This window comes from Streptomyces sp. NBC_01294 (assembly GCF_035917235.1).
Taxonomy (GTDB): domain Bacteria; phylum Actinomycetota; class Actinomycetes; order Streptomycetales; family Streptomycetaceae; genus Streptomyces; species Streptomyces caledonius.
In genome coordinates, this window is the sequence record NZ_CP108423.1 from 1,156,958 (window position 1) to 1,176,962 (window position 20,005).

Consider the following 20,005-nt stretch of genomic DNA (forward strand, 5'->3'; position numbering starts at 1 on the left):
CGCGCGTGCCGTGAACTCCCCCTCATGACAGACACAGTTCACCGGCAGGGCGAGTTGAGCCGCCGGCTGGTTCTGCTCCTCGCCCTGACCTGCGCCGTCGGTGTGGGCACCGTCTACTTCCCGCAGGCGATCAGCCCGCTGGTCGTCGCGGCCCTGCACGCGTCGCCCGGTTCCGCCGCCCTGGTGGTGACCGCGATCCAGGTCGGCTACACGGTCGGGATCTTCCTGCTGGTGCCGCTCGGCGACCGGCTGCCGCACCGCCCCTTCCTCGTCACCCTGCTCGTCCTGACCGGCGCCGGCCTGCTGGCCGCGGGGTGCGCTCCGAGTCTGGGGCCCCTCGTCGCCGCCGGCGCCGTCGTCGGCGTCACCACGGTGGCCGCGCAGGTGATCGGTCCGCTGGCGGCCGGTCTGGTGGCCGCCGACCGCCGGGGAGCGGTACTGGGCACGCTGCTGAGCGGTTCGACCGGCGGCATGCTGCTGGCCCGCACCTTCGGCGGGGCGCTCGGCGAATGGCTGGGGTGGCGCGCCCCCTACCTGGTGGCGGCGGCCCTGATCCTGCTCCTCGCGGCCGTCCTGGCCCGGGCCCTGCCGGTGACCGTCCCGACCTCGCGCCAGTCGTACCCGTCGCTCCTGGCCGAGCCCCTGCGCCTGCTGCGCACCGAGCCGGACCTGCGCCGTTCCTGCCTCTACCAGGCGATGGTCTTCGGCGGGTTCTCGGCCGTCTGGACGTGCCTGGCGCTCCTGCTGACCGGCCCGGCCTACGGTCTGGGCGCCCACGCGGTGGGGATGCTCGCCCTGGTGGGGGCGGTGACCATGCTCTGCACGCCGTTCGCCGGACGCCTGGTGGACCGCAGGGGAGCCGACGGGGTGAACCTCTTCAGCCTGCTCGGGGTCCTCGTCTCGGCCGCGGTCCTCGCGGCGGGCGCCCGGGGCGGCGCGGCGGGTCTGGCCGCGCTGGCGGCCGGGACGCTGCTGCTCGACATCGCGATGCAGTCCGGCATGGTCGCCAACCAGGCCCGGGTGTACGCGCTGCGTCCCGATGCCCGCAGCCGGCTCAACACGGCCTACATGACCGGCGCCTACCTGGGCGGCAGCGCGGGTTCCTGGCTCGGCGTCCGGGTCTACGGCGGGGCCGGCTGGCGGGGCGTGTGCGCGCTGGTGGCGTTGCTCGCCGCCGTCGCCCTGACCCGCCACCTCGTGGCGCTGTACGCCCGCAGGCCGGACGCGCGACAGGCGGGGGGCGGCGGGGTGGCGACCGGATCCCGTTTCGGACCGGTTGCCCACCCCACCGCCGCCCCGCCTGTCGCAACGGCGGATCGGACCGTCTGACCCCGCCGGGATCAGACCGCCGGGACCGGGTAGGTCGGGTACTCCACGCCGGACACGTGCTGGACGACGCGGATGACCTGGCAGGAGTAGCCGAACTCGTTGTCGTACCAGAGGTAGAGGATCGCGTTGTCGCCGTCGACCTTGGTGGCGCCGGCGTCGACGATCGACGAGTGGCGCGAACCGACGAAGTCCATCGAGACGGCGTCGGGGGCCGTGGTGAAGTCGATCTGGCGCTTGAGCGGCGAGTTCAGCGAGACGCCCCGGAGGTAGTCGAGGACCTCCTCGCGGGTGGTCTCGCGACCGAGCCGCAGGCTGAGGATCGCGATCGAGACGTCCGGCACCGGGACACGGATCGAGCTGCCGGTGATCGGCGCCTTGAGCTCGGGCAGCGCCTTGGCGACGGCCGAGGCGGCACCCGTCTCGGTGATGACCATGTTGAGCGGCGCGGAGCGGCCCCGACGGTCGGCCTTGTGGTAGTTGTCCAGCAGGTTCTGGTCGTTCGTGAACGAGTGGACGGTCTCCACGTGGCCGCGCAGCACACCGTACTCGTCGTCCATCGCCTTCAGCGGCGGGACGATCGCGTTGGTGGTGCAGGACGCGCAGGAGATGATCTGCTCGTCCGGCTTGATCGTGTCGTGGTTGACGCCGTGGACGATGTTCGGGACGTCGCCCTTGCCCGGCGCGGTCAGGACGACCTTGTCGATGCCGGGACGCAGGTGCTTCGACAGGCCCTCGCGGTCGCGCCACTTGCCCGTGTTGTCGATGAGGATGGCGTCCTTGATGCCGTACGCCGTGTAGTCGACCTCGGAGGGGTCGTTGGCGTAGATCACCTTGATGCTGTTGCCGTTGGCGACGATCGTGCTGGTCGCCTCGTCCACCGTGATGGTGCCCTGGAACTGACCGTGGATGGAGTCGCGGCGCAGCAGGGAGGCGCGCTTGACCAGGTCCTGCTCGCCGCCACCGCGGACGACGATGGCGCGCAGGCGCAGGCCGTTGCCGGAGCCGGCCTTCTCGATCAGCAGGCGGGCGACGAGACGGCCGATGCGGCCGAAGCCGTACAGGACGACGTCGCGCCCCTCGCGCCGCTCGACCTTGTTGTCACCCGTGGCGCCGGCGACGGCTCCGGCGGTGAACTCCTCCACCGACAGGCCGCGGTCGTCGTTCTTGTACGTCGCGGCGAGCATGCCGATGTCGATCTGGGACGGGCCGAGATCGAGGGCGGTCAGAGCCTGCAGGAACGGCAGCGTCTCGGTGACCGAGAGCTCCTCACCGTCGATCTGCCGGGCGAATCGGTGGGTCTTGAGGATGCTGACCACCGACTTGTTCACCAGGGAGCGGCTGTGGAGCAGGATCGTGACGTCCTGCTCCCTGTGCAGCTTCCCGATGATCGGGATCATCGACTCCGCGATCTCCTCGCGGTGCTTCCAGCTGGTGAACGAGTCCTCATTGACAGTCACAGGATTATCTTTCGAGCTAGGCGGTGCTCATATGCTAACCCGCCGCCACTCTGGCCACTCAAGGGGTACCCCGCAGAGCGGGGAACGGGCGCTATGCACCGTATGGGTGTCCCGGTTCGCAGGGGTTCGCCTCAGAACGTGTTGCGGCGCCTCATCCCCATCGGGCGGCCGTCCGGGTCGACCAGGACGTGGTTCAGCGGGGTCGCGAGGAACCGCTGCAGCGCGGGCAGGTCCGGCGGCACGTAGCGGCGCAGCCGGCCCGGCGGCCGTGGACCGCGGCGGCCGCCCCCGTGCCAGGCGTCCAGTGCGTCGGCCGCCCCGGCGAAGGCCTCGAAGGCGGCCACCGGGTCGCACAGCCCGTCCGACGCCGGCGCCCCCGGCTCCCCGGCGTCCAGGTGCTCGCGCATCAGCTCCAGGCGCAGGTCCCGGGCGAAGGGACGCGCCCCGTCGCCGAGACCGCCCGGGTCCCGGGGCGGCCGCGGGTCCGGGCTCTCGTCGTGGACGACGCAGCTGAGTTCGGAGTCGTGGGTCCACGAACGGAGGTTGATGTTGTCGGAACCGACCGAGGCCCACACGTCGTCGATCACGCACACCTTGGCGTGGACGTAGACCGGGGTTCCGGCAGGGTTCTCCAGCCCGTACGTCGCGACCCGGTCGCCGCCGGCCCGGCGCAGCTCGTCCAGGGCCTTGACCCGCCCGATCAGGTTCATGGGCAGGGTGAGCCACCCGGCCTGCTCGGGGACCGCGGGGATGACGCTGATCAGCCGCAGCCGCGGATGCCTGCGCAGCGCCTCGGCGAAGCAGTCCACCACCCGGGGCGACCACAGGTACTGGTCCTCGAGGTAGATCAGCGACCGGGCGCGCCGCAGCGCCTTGTGGTACCCCCGCGCGATGCTGCGCTCGCCGTCGGGGGCGAAGGGGTAGCCGCGCAGCAGGCGGTTCGGATAGGTCCGCAGCACTTGGACGGTGTGCGCGCCGCAGGGCTCCGGATCGGCCGTCTGCGGCGGCAGGGTGTCCGCGACGGTGTCGTCGCGGTGCACCAGGGACCGCAGGCGGGAGAGCGGGCTGCGGCTGAGCGGCGACGGGTCCTGCCACCGTTCGCGGAAGACGGCCTCGACGTCGCCGACGACCGGACCGCGCAGGGCGAGCTGGACGTCGTGCCACGGCGGGTGCGGCCCGTAGGCCGAGGCCAGGGGCAGCGACTGGCGGTCGCCGCGGTGCGTGGCGTCGTCGTTGCGGTTGCGGCAGAGGTCGATGCCGCCGACGTAGGCGACGTCCAGCTCCGGGCGGCCGCGGTGGCGCAGCACCACCAGCTTCTGGTGGTGGGAGCCGCCGGGCCGCACCCGCATGTCGAGCAGGCACTCGCCGCCGGCCTCCGCGATCTCCTCGCCGAGGTGCCGGTTCTCCTCCTGGCTGAAGTGGATGCTGTCGAGGTGCGAGCGCCACAGCAGCCCCTTGACGACGACACCGCGCTCGGCCGCCCGGCCCAGGACCGTGCCGATCTCCGTGCCGGGCCCGCCCAGCCGCTCGTCGGGGTCGCCGCGCCAGTCGGTGAACAGGAGCAGGTCGCCCGCGCGCATCGCGCTGATGCCCGCCAGGAGTTCCGCGAAGTAGACGGCGCCGTGCACCAGGGGCCGTGCGTCGTTGCCCCGGGACCAGGCCTCGCCGTCCGGGCGGCGCTCGTCCAGGCGGGTCGCGGCGTTGCCGCGTTCCCCGGAAACGAGAAGCCAGTCGGCATGCGTCACGGCACCGGCCCTCCAGCCGCGCGCGCCCACGCCACCGCACGTTCCGGTACGTCCGCGCGTCACCAGTAGTCCCCAGGCTAGCCGCATCCGCGGAACCCGGCCCCCGGACGATCTCCCTGGTCTGCGTACCGCGCTGCCGGGGCGGACTCAGGCCCGGGAGCCCGCCCGGCCCGCGGGGCTCGCGGCGGCCTCCCGGGCCGGGGCGGGCCGGGGAGCCTCCCCGCGGTTCCCGCGGAACGCCACGTCGGCCATCCGCCGCTCCGGGCCGCGCCGGCGCAGGTACAGGTAGCCGATGAAGGCCGCCGGGCCGAAGAACACCTGGGCGGGAATGAGGGCGAGGGCGTGGCCGGTGACCGCGGCGGCGATGTGCAGCGTGGCGACGGGTGCCACGGCGCCGAAGAGGACGACCAGCCCGGCTCCGGCCCGCAGCCCCGGCTTCCCGTACGCCTTGTACGCGGTGGTGGTGAAGAGGGCGTACGCCAGCAGGTCGCCCATGCCGACGACGGCGCCCAGGTCCTCGCCGATGCGCAGGCCCGCGGCGGGGGCGTACGGATAACCCTGGATGGCGTCGGACAGTTCCTGGGTCAGCGGGACGACCCAGGCGAAGAAGGCGTCGTACGCGGTGAGCGCGAGGAGGAACCAGGCGACGTTCTTCAGCCGCATGCCGCCCTGCACGTTGAGGTTCGTGGCGGAGACGACGATCAGGCCGACGACGCAGCTGTTGGCAACCCAGTACGGCGGTGCGGTCTCGCCGAAGGCCAGATGGGAGGCGAGGACGCTCGCGATCAGCACGGCGATCAGCGCCCAGCGCAGCCGGCCGTTTCCGATCACGGGCTGGTAGCCGATGGACAGTCCCCCGGCGAAGACCAGGGCGAGCACGACCGGGAGGACGGCGCCGGGCAGGGTGAGGTAGACGTACGGCAGCGCCAGGACGAAGCCCATCATCATGAAGATGTCGCTGCCGTTGAAGACGCCGACGGGCGGCCTCGGCGTGCGCACGGCGCGGAAGTAGGTGATCGCGCCGGCGCACACCGCGAGCGCCAGGGCGATGGTGACCGCGAGCTGGAAGAAGACCGTCATGCGTGGCTCCGGGTGAAGGTGTGCTCCAACAGGTCGCAGCGGAGGGGGAACCGGCGCGCGGCCTCCTCGTCGCCGACCGGCAGGACGGTGACGCGCGCGTCGATGTCCCGGGCCCGCAGCCGCTCGGTCACCTCCGCCGCGCCGACGTTCCTGGAGGCGACCTCCACGTGGAGCCGGCCGTCGTCCCCGACGCCGGCCCGGTGGCGCAGCGGCCACGGCAGGCCGGGGGTGCCGTCCAGCGCCTCCAGGATGTCGCGCGGGGTCACCACCGCCCCGGCGGTGCGGTGCAGCGTGCCCGCCTTGCCGAGGATCCGGGAGACCGCGGGCACCGCGGCCAGTTCGCACTCCGGCTCGCCGTCCAGGGTGCGGACCACGTCACCGGTGTTGTAGCGGAGGACCGGCATGCACTCCCGGTAGGGGTAGTACGGGGTGACCGTCAGCTCGCCGAGCCGGCCGGGTCCGGCGGGCTCGCCCGTCTCCAGGTCGAGCACCTCGGTGTACCCCATGTTGGGGTCGATGTGCAGGTGACCCCGGCCGCAGGTGCGGCCGCCGACCGGCAGCAGCTCGGTCATGCCGAAGGTGTCGCCGACCTCCGCGGCCCCGAAGGTCTCGCGCAGGGCCTGCGCCAGGGACCGTGACAGCATCTCCCCGCCGGCGTAGATCGCCCGGAGTCCGAAATCGTCAGGTCCGTAGCCGCGTTGCCGGGCGGCCGTCACCATCAGGCCCAGGTAGCTGGGGTTGCCGGTGAGCACGGTGGGCCGGTTGCCGCCCCGGCCGAGCAGGTGCTCGACGGACTCGTCCGCCGGGATCTGTCCGACGACGTGGCACGAGGCGTTGGCGAGCCGGCACACCTCGACGTCCTCCTGCACGGCGGCCGTCGCCCGTGAGCTGAGGTTGATCTGCATCCGGTCGCCGGGGCCGAGATCGCCGCGCAGCACCATGGACAGCGAGATCAGCGCGGGCCAGAGCTCCATCTCGTAGCGGGAGAGCCAGATCTGTACGGGGCGGCCGGTGGTGCCGGTCGTCTGCGTCGACAGGTACGGCGCACTGCACAGGAAGTCCGCGGGGCGTGCGATCAGGTCGGCCTTGCGGGTCACCGGGATCCGGGTGAGCGTCTCGGCGGTCAGCCCGTCGAGGTCCAGGCCGGCGAGCCGCTCCCGGTAGAACGGGGAGCGCTTGGCGAGCCTGCGCACGGTCCGCTGGAGCGCACGGTTCTGCAGGTCGCGGCGCTCGTCCGGATCGGCGAACGGCCCGTCGGCCAGCTCGTCGACGTCGTCGCCGAGCGAGCCGAACTCCTCCAGCGTGAGGAGGGCGTCGGCGACCAGCCGCTCCACGGCGCGTACGTTCAGCCGCCGGCCGAACACCATGGACAGCGCCACCCGTACCTGCCGGACACCGGTCTCCAGCACTCTCATGCCTCCCTGGGACGTGACAGAAGGGTGGGGGCGGCGTACCGCCCCCACCCCGGGACTTCTGCGTCAGCTGGCGGAGCAGGTGGCGAAGAAGACCGCCGTCATGGCGCCCATGACGTACTTGAACTGCTTGGCGCTCGTCTTGATCGCGCTCATCGGATCCTCCTTGTGTCGTTCCGGCGGGCGGACGTTCCGGTTCCCTCAAGTCGCCGTAACGTTCCGCCACTTGGGCGACAACACAGTGGCGCGATTGCGCCCCACGGGCAATGATCGGGTCCATTCAACGGACCGGTGAGCGGGGGACGGCAACACCGTTCTCCCCGATGAGCCGGTACGAACGGGGACTTCTGGAACCATCCGACCGATGGGGCCAGGCGTGAGAGGGGGGACCGCTCATGGCCAGATCCGGCACGGAGGGGCGGGGCGTACTGGAGGGCGCGTTCGCGCTGATGGAAGCGCTCGCGCACGGCGACGAGGTCGGGCTGACCCGCCTGGCGAGCGACGCCGAACTGCCGAAGGCCACCGCCCACCGCCTGCTCGGGCAGCTGGTCGCACTCGGCGCGGTGCAGAGCCGATCTGGCCGCTACCGCCTCGGGCCGAGGACCTTCCGCCTGGGACAGGCCTGGCACCCGGCGCGCGCCCTGCGCGCGGCCTCGGCCCGGCCGCTGCGGGAACTCGCGTCCGCGAGCGGCCGGTTGAGCCTCAGCGTGTCGGTGGCCGAGGCGGGGCACACGATCATCGTCGGGGGCATGCGCGGCGCGGTGGACGAGGTCTTCCCGCTGCGCTCCGGGGTCGTCCTGCCCCCCGGGAGCGCGGCCGAGCTGGTCCTCGCGGCCTCCAACCCGGTCGCGGAGCTGCCCGAGGGGCGGACGGAGGCCTCATGGGCGCGGGAGGTCGCGCGGGCCCGGGAACAGGGCCTCGCCTTCGAGTACGGACAGTGCGTGAGCACGCTCTCGTGCGTGGCCGCGCCTGTACTCTCCGCATCCGGTCAGGTGATGGCCGCCGTGGCCGCGTCCGCGCTGGACGGCAAGCAGATCGCCCCTCTGGGTGATGCCGTGCGCCGCGCGGCGGCGATGATCAGCGCCAACCTGGCCCGGCTGCCGGCCCCAGCGGCCCAGGCCCCCGGGGAGTGGCCCGCCTACGAAAAAGCCCGCTGAGCGTCCCGGAAAACGTTCAGGGGCCGGTTCGGATTGCTCCGAACCGGCCCCTGAACTGCGACTACGAGGCGAACCTCTAGTCGGGACGACAGGATTTGAACCTGCGACCCCTTGACCCCCAGTCAAGTGCGCTACCAAGCTGCGCCACGTCCCGATGCCCGCTGACCTGGGGTTTCCCCTGGTTGAACGCGCAGGAGAACGATACCGCATTTCACGGGGTGGTCGCGCGCACCTTTTGCGCCACCGCGATCCGCGGGGACCGTGCCGGCCCCGTCCACCGGCGCCGATGCCTCAGTCCGTCTCGCCGGACAGGTCCGGATGGGCCGCGATCAGGCGTTTCGGGGCCGCCTGGAGCCAGGCGTCGGTCAGGATCGAGCGCAGTTCGACCTCGTCCTGCACGGCCGCCAGCCGGACCCGGATCCACGCGTAGTTGTCGTCGTGCCCGGCCCGCATGAAGAACTTCTCCGGCTCCGCCGCGATCAGCTCGGCCCGGTCCTCCTTGGGGCACTTCACCCCGATCGAGGTGTCGTCGTCGGCGAGCGCCACGAAGATCTTCCCGCCCACCCGGAAGGTCGGCATGCCCCAGGCGAGCTTCTCGCTGCTGTCCGGGAGCGACAGCGCGATCAGGCGGACGTCCTGCGCGGTCACGGCCATCCCCGAGACTCCTCTCCAGCCACCGGTGAACCCTCGTCCGACGACCGTAGCCCCCGCCACCGACAATCGGGATCACCCCCGCCGGACCTGCCTCATGACCTGCGCGGGCGCCTGCCCCCAGCCCTCCACCCCGGCCTCCCGGGCCGCCTGCCCCCGGCCCTCCCCGCAGCTCTCACGGGCCTGCCCGCGGTCCTCCCGCTCGTGCAGCAGCGCCACCAGCTCCGCCGCCAGCTCCTTGACCGTGGCGAGTCCCGCCGTCCCCCACCGCCGCGGCACCACGTCCACCGCGCACACCGTGCCGAGGACGATCCCGCGCCGGTCCGTCAGAGGGGCTCCCACGTACGAGCGCACCCCGCTCTCGTCCACCACCGCGTTGCCCGCGAAGCGCGCGAAGTCCCGTACGTCCTCCAGCACCAGCGCCCGCCGCCGCACCACCACGTGCGGGCAGTAGCCGTGGTCGCGGGCCAGGACCCGCGCCGGGTACCCGCTCGGCGGTGCCTCGGCCGCGTGGTGCAGCCCGGCGAAGAACTGCCGTTCCTCGCCGATGAAGTTGACCCCCGCGTACGGTGCGCCGAGCGCGTCGGCCACGCGCCGCGCGAAGGCGTCCAGTTCGGCGTCCGTCCGCTCCCCCAGGCCCAGCTCGCGCAGCCGGACGACGCGCGCGGGCGCCTCCCGGTCCACCGGCGTGAGCAGCAGGTGTCCGGTCGATTCGTAGTACGTCATGACGGTTCCCCCGACTCCGAAGACGAAGAGCCGGCCGAAGAGCCGGCGGTGGACATGCACAACAGATGGCGGACGAGGGCGGCCAGCGTCCCCGTCCCGGAGCTCGCCAGGCGCGCGTCGCACCGTACGACGGGCACCTCGGGCCCGAGCCCCACCGCCTCGCGGACCTCCTCGGGCCCGTAGCGGTGGCCGTCGTCGAACTCGTTGACGGCGACGACGAAGCCGATCCCGCGCCGCTCGAAGAAGTCCACGGCGGGGAAGCAGTCGGCGAGGCGGCGGGTGTCGGCGAGCACCACCGCCCCGAGCGCGCCCGCGCACAGCTCCTCCCACAGGAACCAGAAGCGGTGCTGTCCGGGCGTGCCGAAGAGGTAGAGCACGTGGCGCTCGTCCAGGGTGAGCCGGCCGAAGTCCAGCGCCACGGTCGTCGTGGACTTCGCCTCGACGCCGTTCAGCGGGTCGGCGGCCGCGCTGAGGTCGCTGAGGAGTTCCTCCGTGCTCAGCGGCTCGATCTCGCTCACCGCGCTCACGAAGGTGGTCTTGCCCGCCCCGAAACCGCCCGCGACGAGGATCTTCAGCGTCGCGGGGGCGTCACAGCCGTTTGCGTAGGCCATCGAGCACCGCCAGAAGCAGGGACCGGTCATCGGCGGCGAACGGGCCGCCGCCCGGGAACCGCGGCGACTGCGCCATCACGGCCCCGTGTTCCATCAGATCCGACAGGATCACCTTCACCACCACGGCCGGCAGCCGCAGCTGTCCGGCCACCTCGGCGACCGTGACGGCCGCGGCGCCGGCGCACAGCCGCAGGGCGAGCGTGTGCTCCGCCCCGAGCGGGACGCGCGGCCGTACGCCGGTCGCGGTCACCAGCGAGAGCAGGTCGAGCGCGACGCCCGGCCTGGTCCGGCCGCCGCTGGCGGTGTACGGGCGCATCACCCGGCCCGCCGAGTCGTCGAGCCACGGTGTGTCCCGCCCCTTCGCGCACGCCCCCGATCCGCGGGCCCTCATCGCTCCGGGTCGGCGACGGGCCGCCGCGGCGGGGCCGCCAGGTACGGCCGGACGCTCTTGACCAGCATCGCCATCTCGTAGCCGAGGACCCCGGCGTCGGCCTCGCGGTCGGCGAGCACGGCCAGGCAGGTGCCGGATCCGGCGGCGGAGACGAAGACGAGCGCGGTGTCGAGCTCGACCACGACCTGCCGCACCTCCGCGCCGGCCCCGAAGCGGGAGCCGGCGCTGCGGCCCAGCGAGTACAGGCCTGACGCGAGGGCCGCCAGGTGGTCGGCGCTGTCGGCGTCCAGGCCGTGCACGCAGGTCACGAGCCCGTCGGCGGTGAGCAGTACGGCGCTGCGCGTGTACGGCACGCGCTGCACCAGGCCGCTGAGCAGCCAGTCGAGGTCCGAGAGCCGGCTGCCGGTCTTCGTCGCCACTTCGCCGCCCATGGGGGTGCGCTCCTTGCTGAGGTGAGGGGTCGGGGTCATACCTGGTTCTCCGACTGGGCGAGGCCGAAGCCCCGTTGGAAGGCGGCCATCAGGCCCGGATCGTGTACGGGTTGATCGGAATCCGCGGCCCGCCGCGGGGCGGGCGCCTCGCGCAGCTGGGGCGCGAGGTGCTGCTGGGCCCGCCGCCGGGGCAAGGGCGGCCGCTCTCCCCCGCCCCGCGCCCCCGGCACCACGGGCCCAACCCGAGGCTCGCCCGCAGCCCGGGCCGAGGCCGTCGCCCCGCCTCGGGGCGTGGTCCCGGCTCCGGGCAAAGCCTCGGCCCAAAGCCCGTCCAACGGCGCGACCGAAGCCAGGGGCTCGACCCGAGGGGCGGCCGCTGACCCGGCCGAGGCCATCACTCCGGTACGGGCCACAGCCCCGTCCCCCGATCCGCCCCCCGGCCGGGCCCAAGACCCAGCCGGCGGCACGTCCGAGCCCGCGAGCTCGAACCGAGAGTCGGTCGGAGAACCGGACAGGGACCCGGCCGAGGCAGCCGCCCCGCCTCGGGACGTGGGCCCGGTTCCGGCTCCGGCTCCGGCTCCGGCTCCGGCTCCGGCTCCGGACACAGACTCGGCCCAAGTCCCGTCCAACAGCGCAGCCGAAGCCACGGGCTCGACCCGAGGGTCGGTCGTGGACCCGGTCGGGGCAGTGGCCCCGCCCCGGGCTGTGGGCACAGGCGTAGGCCCGGTTCCGGTTCCGGCTCCGGCTCCGGCTCCGGCTCCGGCTCCGGACACAGGTTCGGCCAGCGGCGCCACCGAGGCCACCGGCTCGGCCCGAGGGGCGGTCGCGGGACCGGTCGAGGCCGGCACGCCGGCGCGGGCCGCAGGCCCGGACGAAGCCCCCGGACCGGGTCGGGGTGCGGGCACGGACGTGGCCCGTGGACCGTGCAGCGGTGCGGCCGAGATCGCGGGCTCAGTCCGCGGGTCGGTCGCAGAGCCGGGCGGGGACCCCGTCGAGGCGGTCGCCCCGACGCGGGGCGTGGGCCCGGCGCCGGGTGCAGGCTGGGTCCGCCACTCCGCCAGGAGGCTGGCCGATGCCGGTGATTCGGGTCGGTCGGCATGCCCCGGCGGCGGCTCGGACTGCGACGTGGTTTCAGGCCAGGGCTCGGGCCGGGTCGCAGGACCCGACGGGGGTACGGCGGCCGGCCGGGAGGCGGGCGAGGCCGGCAATCGGTCGGCAGCCGTGGACTCCGCCAGGGGGGCGGCTGACGCCGTCGGCCCGGAGGAAGGCGTGGTGCCGGGAAGCGGCTTCGCCGGGGCCGTGGACCGGCGGTCGGGCGGCTGGGGCGCGGTGCCGGGGAGGGGTTCGGCCCAGAATTCGGTCAGGGGCTCGGACGGGGCCGTCGCTCCGGCTCGGCCTCCGGTCCCGGGCGGGGACGCGGCGCGGCCCGCCGGCCAGGGCTCCGGTGCGGGGCCGCGCATGCGGACCGGTTCCAGCGGCGGCATCGCCGCTCCCTCCCCCGTCCCCCACGACGTGGCCCGCGAGCCCCCCGCCACGTCCGCCGCGGTCGGCGCCTCCGCGCCCAGCAGCTCCAGCGGAAGCACCAGCACGGCGAGCACGCCGCCGTAGATGTTCGACTTGAGCTCGACGGCGATCCCGTGCCGACGGGCCAGCGCCGAGACGACGTACAGGCCGATCCGCCCGTCGGCGAGGAGATGCCGGACGCTGATCTGGTCGGGGTCGCCGAGCAGCGCGTTCATCCGATGCTGTTCCTCGGGCGGCATGCCCAGTCCCCGGTCCTCCACCTCGACCGCGATCCCGGAGGTGACCCGCTCGGCGCGCAGCACCACGTCCGTGTCGGGGGCGGAGAACACCGTGGCGTTCTCGACGAGTTCGGCCAGCAGGTGCACGACGTCCGCGACGGCGTGCCCGCGGACGCTGCCGCCGGCCGGGGGCACGACCTTGACCCGGGTGTACTGCTCGACCTCCGCGACCGAGGAGCGGAGCACCTCGCTCAGGTCGATCGGACGGGTCCACTGGCGTCGGGAGGCGGCGCCGCCCAGCACCGCGAGGTTCTCGGCGTGGCGGCGGATGCGGGTCGCGAGGTGGTCGACGTGGAAGAGCTCCTTGAGCAGGTCCGGGTCCTCGACCGTGTCCTCCAGGTCGTCCAGGAGCGAGATCTCCCGGTGGACGAGGGACTGCAGGCGGCGCGCGAGGTTGACGAAGACCTCGACCTTGCGCTCGCTGTCGGACGGGCCGGCCGGTCCGGCCAGCCGTACGAGCGTCGTGTGCGCCTGTTCGCGGGCGCCGCGCAGCTCCTGGGAGAGCAGCCAGAACTCGTCGATGCCCGCCGGGTCGCCGCCGACCTGCGGTGCGGTCGGCCCGCCCCGCATCGGACGCGGCGGGCTCTCGCCGCGCTCCAGCCGATCCGCGACCGTGCGCAGCTCCTGGCGGCCGCGCGCGCTGGAGCGGCGCAGCCCCTCGCACCGGTCCCGTACGGCCTTGGCGCCGCGCTGGGCTCCGAGCAGGGCCGCGGCCAGGGCGCCGACCACGAGCAGGGCGCAGCCGGTGAGCACGGGCCACAGCCGGGCGTCGCGGTCACCGGCTCCCCCGCCGAGCTGCAGCGTGAAGATCACCGCGGCGGCGCCGCTGAGCCCTGCGGCGAGCGTGGGCAGTACGGCGGCGCGTACCAGCTGGGGGCGTATCTGCCGGCCCGGACCGGTGACGGCGTGTCTCGACGGGGCGTGGCGGGCGGCGCGGGGTCCGGACATCGGCGTCCTCGGTACGTGGGGCCCGGCCCCCAGCGTTCCCGGGGCCCGGTGTTGATCACCGAATACCCACGCTAGACCCCACCGTCCCGCCCCGGACTGCCAGTTGGCGAACTTCGAGGGGGTGCTTCCCGCTCCCGGTGGAGCGCTCGCACAACCGCCCGAATGCGCCGGTCGGGCCGCGTGCCGCGCCCCGGGTGCGGGCCCACCGCGCCCCCCGCGGCGGGCCCGCCGTGCGGCCGACCGCTACGAACCGACGGCCTCGGGCTCCTCGCGGATGACGGCCGGCGCCCGGTCGGAAAGCCCGGTCCGGGCCGCCACGGGGGGCGCGGGCGTGCCCCCCGCGACGAACGGACGCCACCACGGCGCGCGCGGGGCGTCGGCGGCGCCGGGCTCGAACGGCTGGCCCGGGATCGGCAGCGCGATGGCCGCTCCGGCCCCGTCGGCCGCGCTCAGCGTGCCCTCGCCCGGTTCGTCCCACGGGTGCAGGGCCAGGTTGAAGGTGCCCCAGTGGATCGGCAGCATCGTGCCGTGCGGGATGCCGCCCTGCAGGTCGAGGTGGGCGCGCATGCCCTCCTCGGGGGTCATGTGGATGTCGGGCCAGTACTCCGAGTAGGCCCCGATCTGGATCATCGTGGCGTCGAAGGGCCCGTGCTCGGCGCCGATCTCCCCGAAGCCGGGGAAGTAGCCGGTGTCCCCGCTGTGGTAGATCCGGTGCTCGTCGCCCGCGACGACCCAGGAGGCCCACAGGGTGTGCTGCTGGTTGCGCAGGCCGCGTCCGCAGAAGTGCCGCGCGGGGGTCGCCGTGAGGGAGAGCCCGGCGATCTTGGTGCTCTCGTTCCAGTCCAGCTCGCGCAGCCGGTCGGCGGAAACGCCCCAGCGCTCCAGGTGCGCGCCGACGCCCAGCGGCACGGCGAAGAGCGTGTCCGTGCCGGCCAGGGCCTTGATCGTGGGCAGGTCGAGGTGGTCGTAGTGGTCGTGCGAGATCACCACGATGTCGACCTTCCCCAGCGAGGCCAGCGGGACCGGTACGGGGTGCAGCCGCTTGGGGCCCACGAAGGGGAAGGGAGAGCACCGCTCTCCCCACACCGGGTCGAACAGCACCCGGTGCCCGTCGATCTCCGCGAGCACGCTGGAGTGGCCCATCCAGGTCAGCCGCAGCCCGCTCGCGGGCGGCTTCGCCAGGTCCGCGAGCGTGGTCGGGTACACGGGGATCGGCGCCGCGGGGCTGCGCCGCACCCGCTGTTCTCTGTGGAAGTAGATCTTGGCGAACTCCGCCATCGACCCCGAGGGCCTGTTCCGGGCGCCGACCGGATTCTGGAAGACGCCGTCGGCGAAGTTCGGCGAGCGGCGGATCCGCTCCAGCCGGGCACCGGACGGGTCCGCACCGAAGGCTTCGGGCCGCAGGGCGCGCAGCCGGGGACGCAAGGGACGGGAGCCGGTCAAAGCGCCTCCAGGGAGGATCGTGTCGGGATGGTCGTATCTCTACGACCATCCCAACGCACACCGGCCCCGAAGGATTCCGCTTGCCGCCCCCGTCCGCTCGCGTGTCCCCGGCGCCGCGCCGCGGCCGCCCCCCGTGACCGCCGCGGCCACCCCCGCGACCACCGCGCGACCACCGCGGCCACCCCCGTGACCACCGCGTCGCCGCGTCCTACAGCGGCAGCAGGTCCGGCCGCTTCGCCTCGACGTGGTCGCCGGAGGACTCACCGCGCAGCCGGCGGCCGATCCACGGCACCAGGTACTCGCGGGCCCACTGGATGTTGTCGCGGGTCACGTCCACCGAGCCGCGCGGACGCAGCTGCGGCCACGGCTGGTCGGGGTCGGCCGGCACCTCCAGGCCGAGCACCTGTGCGGCGCGCAGTGCGACGCGGGTGTGGCCCTCGGGCGAAAGGTGCAGCCGGTCCGCGTCCCAGGCCCGCCGGTCCTGTACGGACTTCAGCGACCAGAGGTCGAGCACCGGGCAGTCGTAGCGGTCGGCGATGGCGCGCACGTGCGCGCTGTACGTCGCGACCTTGCCCCGGATGTGCTTGAGGACGGGCACCCCGCGGGTGTCGAAGCCGGTGGTGATCATGACGTGGCCGACGGCTCCGGTGAGATCGGCCACGGCCGCCTCGAACCGTTCCGCCACGTCGTCCGGGTCGCTGCCGGGCCGGATGATGTCGTTGCCGCCCGCGCAGAAGGTGACCAGGTCCGGTGCGAGGGCCTTGGCCCGCGGGAGCTGGTCGGCCACGATCTGGTCGAGGAGCTTCCCGCGCACCGCGAGATTCGCATACCGGAAGTCGTGCTCTTCGCGCTGGTCGGCCAGGAGTACGGCGAGCCGGTCCGCCCAGCCGAGAAATGATTCCCCGGGTCCCGGGTCCCCCACGCCCTCGGTGAAGCTGTCCCCGATCGCCGCGTACGAGCCGATGGTCTTGAGTTTCGTCGTCGTCGCTGCCACGGGAGACATCCTTCACTCCCGTAACCAACCTACGCCAACGTAATGAGGGGTTGACGGGCCGTGATCTATACCACCCGGGGGATAAGGAATATGTACACGTGAGGCCGGGACCCCCCTCGGGTCCCGGCCTCACACGTGTTCGTGCTCCGGCGGCGGGTGCCGTCAGATGGTCACGCCCTTCGAGCGGAGGTAGCTCACCGGGTCGATGTCCGAGCCGTACGACGGGCCCGTGCGGATCTCGAAGTGGAGGTGCGGGCCGGTCGAGTTGCCGGTCGAGCCGGAGAGGCCGAGGCTCTGGCCGGCGGTGACGCTCTGGCCGGCCGAGACGGCGAGCGAGGACAGGTGGGCGTACTGGGAGTACTTGCCGTCCGCGTGCTGGATGACGACCTCGTTGCCGTACGAGCCGGCCCAGCCGGAGGAGACGACGGTGCCCGCGCCGACGGCCTTGACCGTGGTGCCGGCGCGCGCGATGAAGTCGACTCCGGTGTGGTAGCCGGAGGACCACATGCTGCCCGCGACCTTGTAGTTCGTGGAGATGCCGCCGCCCAGCGGGGCCACGAAGCCGGAGGCCGACTGCTGCTCGGCGGGCGCCTCGGGGGCGGACTCCGGCTGCGCCGGGGCGGCCTGCTCGGCCTGCTCCGGAGCCTGCTCCGCCGCGGCCTTCGGGGCCGGCCGCGGCGCGGCCTCGGGGGCGGCCTCGACCGGAGCCGCCTGGCCCCGGCCACCGAGGGTCAGCTTCAGACCCGGGTGGATCAGCGACGGGTCGGTGCCGACCGCCTCGCGGTTGTCGGCGTACAGGTCCTCCCAGCCGCCGGACAGGTTGCGCTCTTCGGCGATCTTGGAGAGGCAGTCGCCCGGCAGGACCGTGTAGACGGCCGGCGCGGCCTGCACGGCGGCGACGGGCGCCGCCTTCAGCGAGGCCGGAACCTGCGGGGCCACCGCGGGAGCCACCGCGGTCGCGGCGGCCGGGGCCCCGGCCGCCTGGGCGCCGGCGGCGCCCATCAGCGGCAGCGCGAGGGCCGCGCCGCCGGTGCCGGCGAAGGCGATACCGCGAGAAAGGGAAAGGGACTTGGGACGGCGGTGCTTACCCTTTGCAGGCATGTCGAATTCCTCTCCGGCGCCTGCGAGGTGAGCTGTCGGGTTCGGACTGGAGATGTCCGGCTGTACATGTACGAGGCATGTACGGCTGCACCCCGAGCGATCCCGTCGAAAAGATCTCCGGGACAGCGGCTTACCTGGTTCCCCCGCTCCTGCCGCGCGAAATGGTCGAGTGCGGTTTCCCGGGAGGCGGCAGGATTAGGCGGTCCACCCGGATCGATCGCGAAGGTAATCCCTGGGGACCGCGGGTAACAAGCCATGAATTCCCTGACGGAATAACAGGGGTGAGGGAACGACGGAATTTACGTCACCCTGCGTCCATTCCCCACCGGCAACAGCCCCTGCGACCGGGCGATTCGGCTTTCGTGATCAGGCACTCACGGTCACCGTATGATCTGGCTCACGGGGACGCCCCCGATCTCGCCTCCGGATATGGCAAGTTGGCGTCAAACAGCTCAATTCGGACAGAAGTCTCAACGTGATACGAAGGAGTCCCCGTGACCCAGCAGATACAGGAGCCGGAGCTGACCGGAGTGCGCAATTTCCGCGATGTGGGCGGATTGCCGACTTCTGATGGACGAAGGGTCAAGACGGGACGACTGTTCCGAAGCGGACATCTAGCACATGCCACCGAAACCGATGCAGAATTTCTCGGTTCGCTCGGCCTCCACACCATCTTCGATTTCCGCAACGGCGCCGACCACGCGCTGGAGGGCCCGGACGTCGAGCTGCCCGGCGTACGGAACGTGAACATCCCGCTCTCGGACCCGGCCGACGGCCGGGAGTTCTGGAGGCTCGTCCGCGAGGGGGACCTCGAACAGCTGCGCTCGATCCTGGGCGACGGCAAGGCCGCGGCCCGGATGGCGAACTCCTACCGCGGGATCATCGAGCAGCGCACCGCCGAGCACAGCCGGGTCGTGCACGCCCTGGCGCAGGACAGCGTCCCCGCCCTCATGCACTGCGCGGCCGGCAAGGACCGGGCTGGCCTCTCGATCGCCGTCACCCTGCTCGCTCTGGGGGTCGAGCGCGAGGCGATCGTGACGGACTACCTGGAGTCGAACGCCCCGCACCGCCGCTACCGGGTCCGCCGCAGCGGCGAGTCGGCCGAGGCCCGCTCCCCCGAGGTGATGGAGCTGCTCGCGCCGCTCTTCGACGCCCGCGCCGAGTACCTGCTCGCGGCCTTCGACACCATCGACACCCTCTGGGGCGGCGTGGACCGCTATCTGGCGGAGGGCCTCGGGCTGGAGCCCGAGACCCTCGACCGGCTGCGGGACCGGCTCCTGTCCTAGTCCGCCCGGAGCGGGCCGTCAGCGCTGGGCGACGGCCTGCTTCACCAGCGTCCTGCCGAAGTCCCACATCAGCCCGGACCCGCCGTGCGCCTCGTCCATGACCTCGCGGAAGGCGCCGACGAACCGGTCCACGTCCGCCTCGTCCACGACCAGCGGCGGAATCAGCTTGATGACTTCCAGATGGTCCCCGGAGACCTGGGTGAGGATCCGGTGCTTCTGGAGCAGCGGCACCACGACCATCTGCGCGAAGAGCCCCTTGCGGGCCGCCTGCAGCACGGTCCACCGGCTGCGCAGCCCCAGCGAGGAGGGCCGGCCGAACTCGATGCCGATCATCAGGCCGCGCCCGCGCACCTCGTGCAGCAGCTCGTACTCGTCCACCAGGGCCGCGAGCCGCCCGCGCAGCAGGTCGCCCATCGCCCGGGCCCGGGCCACGAGCCCCTCGTCGTCCATGACCGACAGGACGGCCAGCCCGGCCGCCATCGCCTGCGCGTTGGACCCGAAGCTCGCGGAGTGCACGAGCACCCGGTCCATCGACGAGTAGACCTTCTTGAAGATCCAGTCCTTGCCCAGGGTCGCGCCGACCGGCACGTAGCCGCCCGACAGCGCCTTGGCCACGCACACGAGGTCCGGCTCCACTCCCGGCTCGTGCTGGTACGCGTAGAAGTCGCCGGTTCGCCCCAGGCCGGTCTGCACCTCGTCCGCGATCAGCAGCGCCTTGTTCCGGTGCAGCATTTCCTGCGCGGCGAGCAGGAATCCGGGCGGGGCGGCGAGCACCCCCTTGCCCTGGATCGGTTCGACGACCAGGGCCGCCACGTCCCCGCGCTTCAGCTCGCGCTCCAGGGCGGCCAGGTCGCCCAGCGCGATCCGCGTGTCGGGGAGCAGCGGCGCGAAGCCGTCCCGGAAGCCGCCCTCCCCGTTCACCGAGAGCGAGCCGGCGGTGAGCCCGTGGAAGGCGTGGTCGCAGTAGAGGACCCTGGGCCGCCCGGTGGCGTACCGGGCGAACTTCAGGGCCGTCTCGACCGCCTCGGTGCCGCTGTTGCCGAAGAAGACCCGGTCCAGGTGCGGGCTGTACGAGAGCAGCTTCTCGGCCAGCAGCCCGGGCAGCGGCTGGCAGTCGAAGCGGGTCAGGTCGGCGAGCTGGGCGTCCAGGACGTCGTGCAGGGCCCGGCGGACGACCGGGTGGTGCCGGCCCAGGCCCATGACCCCGAAGCCGGCCAGCATGTCGAGGTAGTCGTTGCCGTCGGCATCCCAGAAGTGGGCACCTTCGGCGCGCTCGTAGACCTTGTCGAAGCCGATGGTGCGGAGCATCCGCGGCAGTTGGTGGTTGAGGTGGCGCGCGTGCAGCTCGTAGCGCTCGGACCCGCGGGCGGCAAGCAGGGCGCCGAGGTCGAAACCCCCGCCCCCCTCACCCTGTTCCACCGGGCCCTTTTCCATCGGGCCC

16 protein-coding genes, 1 tRNA gene, 1 pseudogene and 1 riboswitch are annotated in these 20,005 nt (G+C 73.1%); of the genes and pseudogenes, 3 read left to right on the forward strand and 15 right to left on the reverse strand.

The genetic code is table 11. From position 1 onward, the window contains the following. The first annotated feature begins 24 nt into the window (after positions 1-24). The gene (locus OG534_RS05400) at positions 25-1,329 is read left to right on the forward strand and encodes an MFS transporter (protein WP_326586924.1); all 1,305 of its coding nucleotides are present in this window, start codon (positions 25-27) and stop codon (positions 1,327-1,329) included. A gap of 11 nt (positions 1,330-1,340) precedes the next feature. Here OG534_RS05400 and OG534_RS05405 read toward each other — a convergent pair whose 3' ends face one another. The 4 genes from OG534_RS05405 to OG534_RS05420 all read right to left on the reverse strand — a co-directional run bounded on the left by OG534_RS05405 (position 1,341) and on the right by OG534_RS05420 (position 7,026). Then, positions 1,341-2,786 (reverse strand): glyceraldehyde-3-phosphate dehydrogenase, encoded by a 1,446-nt coding sequence (locus OG534_RS05405; protein WP_326586925.1) that lies wholly within the window; start codon positions 2,784-2,786, stop codon positions 1,341-1,343. Between the two features lie 131 nt (positions 2,787-2,917). After that, positions 2,918-4,531 (reverse strand): phospholipase D family protein, encoded by a 1,614-nt coding sequence (locus OG534_RS05410; protein WP_326586926.1) that lies wholly within the window; start codon positions 4,529-4,531, stop codon positions 2,918-2,920. 147 nt (positions 4,532-4,678) lie between these two features. Beyond that, a complete protein-coding gene (locus OG534_RS05415) occupies positions 4,679-5,611 on the reverse strand; it encodes a hypothetical protein (RefSeq protein ID WP_326586927.1) in 933 nt (310 codons plus the stop codon). Then, the gene (locus OG534_RS05420) at positions 5,608-7,026 is read right to left on the reverse strand and encodes a phenylacetate--CoA ligase family protein (RefSeq protein WP_326586928.1); all 1,419 of its coding nucleotides are present in this window, start codon (positions 7,024-7,026) and stop codon (positions 5,608-5,610) included. Before OG534_RS05420 ends, OG534_RS05415 begins: the two co-directional genes overlap by 4 nt. 392 nt (positions 7,027-7,418) lie before the next feature. Here OG534_RS05420 and OG534_RS05425 point away from each other — a divergent pair, with 392 nt between their 5' ends. After that, positions 7,419-8,180 (forward strand): IclR family transcriptional regulator, encoded by a 762-nt coding sequence (locus OG534_RS05425; RefSeq protein ID WP_326586929.1) that lies wholly within the window; start codon positions 7,419-7,421, stop codon positions 8,178-8,180. An 80-nt stretch (positions 8,181-8,260) separates the two neighbouring features. On the opposite strand, the gene OG534_RS05430 is transcribed toward OG534_RS05425, so the two are convergent. The 10 genes and pseudogenes from OG534_RS05430 to OG534_RS05475 all read right to left on the reverse strand — a co-directional run bounded on the left by OG534_RS05430 (position 8,261) and on the right by OG534_RS05475 (position 17,278). Then, a tRNA-Pro gene (locus OG534_RS05430) sits at positions 8,261-8,334 on the reverse strand. A 137-nt stretch (positions 8,335-8,471) separates the two neighbouring features. Next, positions 8,472-8,834 carry an MmcQ/YjbR family DNA-binding protein gene (locus OG534_RS05435; protein WP_326586930.1) on the reverse strand — a complete coding sequence of 121 codons (363 nt, stop codon included), beginning with the start codon at positions 8,832-8,834 and terminating at the stop codon, positions 8,472-8,474. Between the two features lie 186 nt (positions 8,835-9,020). Then, a pseudogene (locus OG534_RS05440) lies at positions 9,021-9,557 on the reverse strand (GAF domain-containing protein); the annotation flags it as partial. Next, complete coding sequence (locus OG534_RS05445) at positions 9,554-10,168, reverse strand: GTP-binding protein (protein WP_326586932.1); 615 nt, start codon at positions 10,166-10,168, stop codon at positions 9,554-9,556. The gene OG534_RS05445 and the pseudogene OG534_RS05440, both read right to left, overlap by 4 nt. Then, positions 10,146-10,559, reverse strand: a complete 414-nt coding sequence (locus OG534_RS05450; RefSeq protein WP_326586933.1) for a DUF742 domain-containing protein — start codon at positions 10,557-10,559, stop codon at positions 10,146-10,148. The genes OG534_RS05445 and OG534_RS05450 overlap by 23 nt, the downstream gene beginning before the upstream one ends. After that, positions 10,556-10,990, reverse strand: a complete 435-nt coding sequence (locus tag OG534_RS05455) for a roadblock/LC7 domain-containing protein (protein WP_326593473.1) — start codon at positions 10,988-10,990, stop codon at positions 10,556-10,558. Before OG534_RS05455 ends, OG534_RS05450 begins: the two co-directional genes overlap by 4 nt. Positions 10,991-11,025: 35 nt before the next feature. Further along, positions 11,026-13,740 (reverse strand): ATP-binding protein, encoded by a 2,715-nt coding sequence (locus tag OG534_RS05460; protein ID WP_326586934.1) that lies wholly within the window; start codon positions 13,738-13,740, stop codon positions 11,026-11,028. 243 nt (positions 13,741-13,983) lie between these two features. After that, complete coding sequence (locus tag OG534_RS05465; RefSeq protein ID WP_326586935.1) at positions 13,984-15,183, reverse strand: MBL fold metallo-hydrolase; 1,200 nt, start codon at positions 15,181-15,183, stop codon at positions 13,984-13,986. A gap of 208 nt (positions 15,184-15,391) precedes the next feature. Continuing rightward, positions 15,392-16,177 carry an SGNH/GDSL hydrolase family protein gene (locus OG534_RS05470; RefSeq protein WP_326586936.1) on the reverse strand — a complete coding sequence of 262 codons (786 nt, stop codon included), beginning with the start codon at positions 16,175-16,177 and terminating at the stop codon, positions 15,392-15,394. A gap of 162 nt (positions 16,178-16,339) precedes the next feature. Continuing rightward, complete coding sequence (locus tag OG534_RS05475; protein WP_326586937.1) at positions 16,340-17,278, reverse strand: LysM peptidoglycan-binding domain-containing M23 family metallopeptidase; 939 nt, start codon at positions 17,276-17,278, stop codon at positions 16,340-16,342. Positions 17,279-17,280: 2 nt separating this feature from the next. Continuing rightward, a riboswitch (cyclic di-AMP (ydaO/yuaA leader) is annotated at positions 17,281-17,456 on the reverse strand. A 316-nt stretch (positions 17,457-17,772) separates the two neighbouring features. Between OG534_RS05475 and OG534_RS05480 the strand changes: the two genes are divergently transcribed. Further along, on the forward strand, positions 17,773-18,564 hold the full coding sequence (locus OG534_RS05480; protein ID WP_326586938.1) for a tyrosine-protein phosphatase: 792 nt from the start codon (positions 17,773-17,775) through the stop codon (positions 18,562-18,564). 18 nt (positions 18,565-18,582) lie between these two features. Here OG534_RS05480 and OG534_RS05485 read toward each other — a convergent pair whose 3' ends face one another. Then, positions 18,583-19,998: an aspartate aminotransferase family protein gene (locus tag OG534_RS05485; RefSeq protein WP_326593474.1), complete on the reverse strand. Its 1,416-nt coding sequence runs from the start codon at positions 19,996-19,998 to the stop codon at positions 18,583-18,585. Positions 19,999-20,005 lie beyond the last annotated feature (7 nt).

Bases quoted from the DNA above. Each gene is read 5' to 3' on its own strand.
- OG534_RS05425 (WP_326586929.1), top strand. From the start codon at position 7,419: ATGGCCAGATCCGGCACGGAGGGGCGGGGCGTACTGGAGGGCGCGTTC.
- OG534_RS05455 (WP_326593473.1), bottom strand. From the start codon at position 10,990: ATGGGCGGCGAAGTGGCGACGAAGACCGGCAGCCGGCTCTCGGACCTC.
- OG534_RS05435 (WP_326586930.1), bottom strand. From the start codon at position 8,834: ATGGCCGTGACCGCGCAGGACGTCCGCCTGATCGCGCTGTCGCTCCCG.
- OG534_RS05420 (WP_326586928.1), bottom strand. From the start codon at position 7,026: ATGAGAGTGCTGGAGACCGGTGTCCGGCAGGTACGGGTGGCGCTGTCC.
- OG534_RS05415 (WP_326586927.1), bottom strand. From the start codon at position 5,611: ATGACGGTCTTCTTCCAGCTCGCGGTCACCATCGCCCTGGCGCTCGCG.
- OG534_RS05485 (WP_326593474.1), bottom strand. From the start codon at position 19,998: ATGGAAAAGGGCCCGGTGGAACAGGGTGAGGGGGGCGGGGGTTTCGAC.
- OG534_RS05450 (WP_326586933.1), bottom strand. From the start codon at position 10,559: ATGAGGGCCCGCGGATCGGGGGCGTGCGCGAAGGGGCGGGACACACCG.
- OG534_RS05475 (WP_326586937.1), bottom strand. From the start codon at position 17,278: ATGCCTGCAAAGGGTAAGCACCGCCGTCCCAAGTCCCTTTCCCTTTCT.
- OG534_RS05400 (WP_326586924.1), top strand. From the start codon at position 25: ATGACAGACACAGTTCACCGGCAGGGCGAGTTGAGCCGCCGGCTGGTT.
- OG534_RS05460 (WP_326586934.1), bottom strand. From the start codon at position 13,740: ATGTCCGGACCCCGCGCCGCCCGCCACGCCCCGTCGAGACACGCCGTC.
- OG534_RS05445 (WP_326586932.1), bottom strand. From the start codon at position 10,168: ATGGCCTACGCAAACGGCTGTGACGCCCCCGCGACGCTGAAGATCCTC.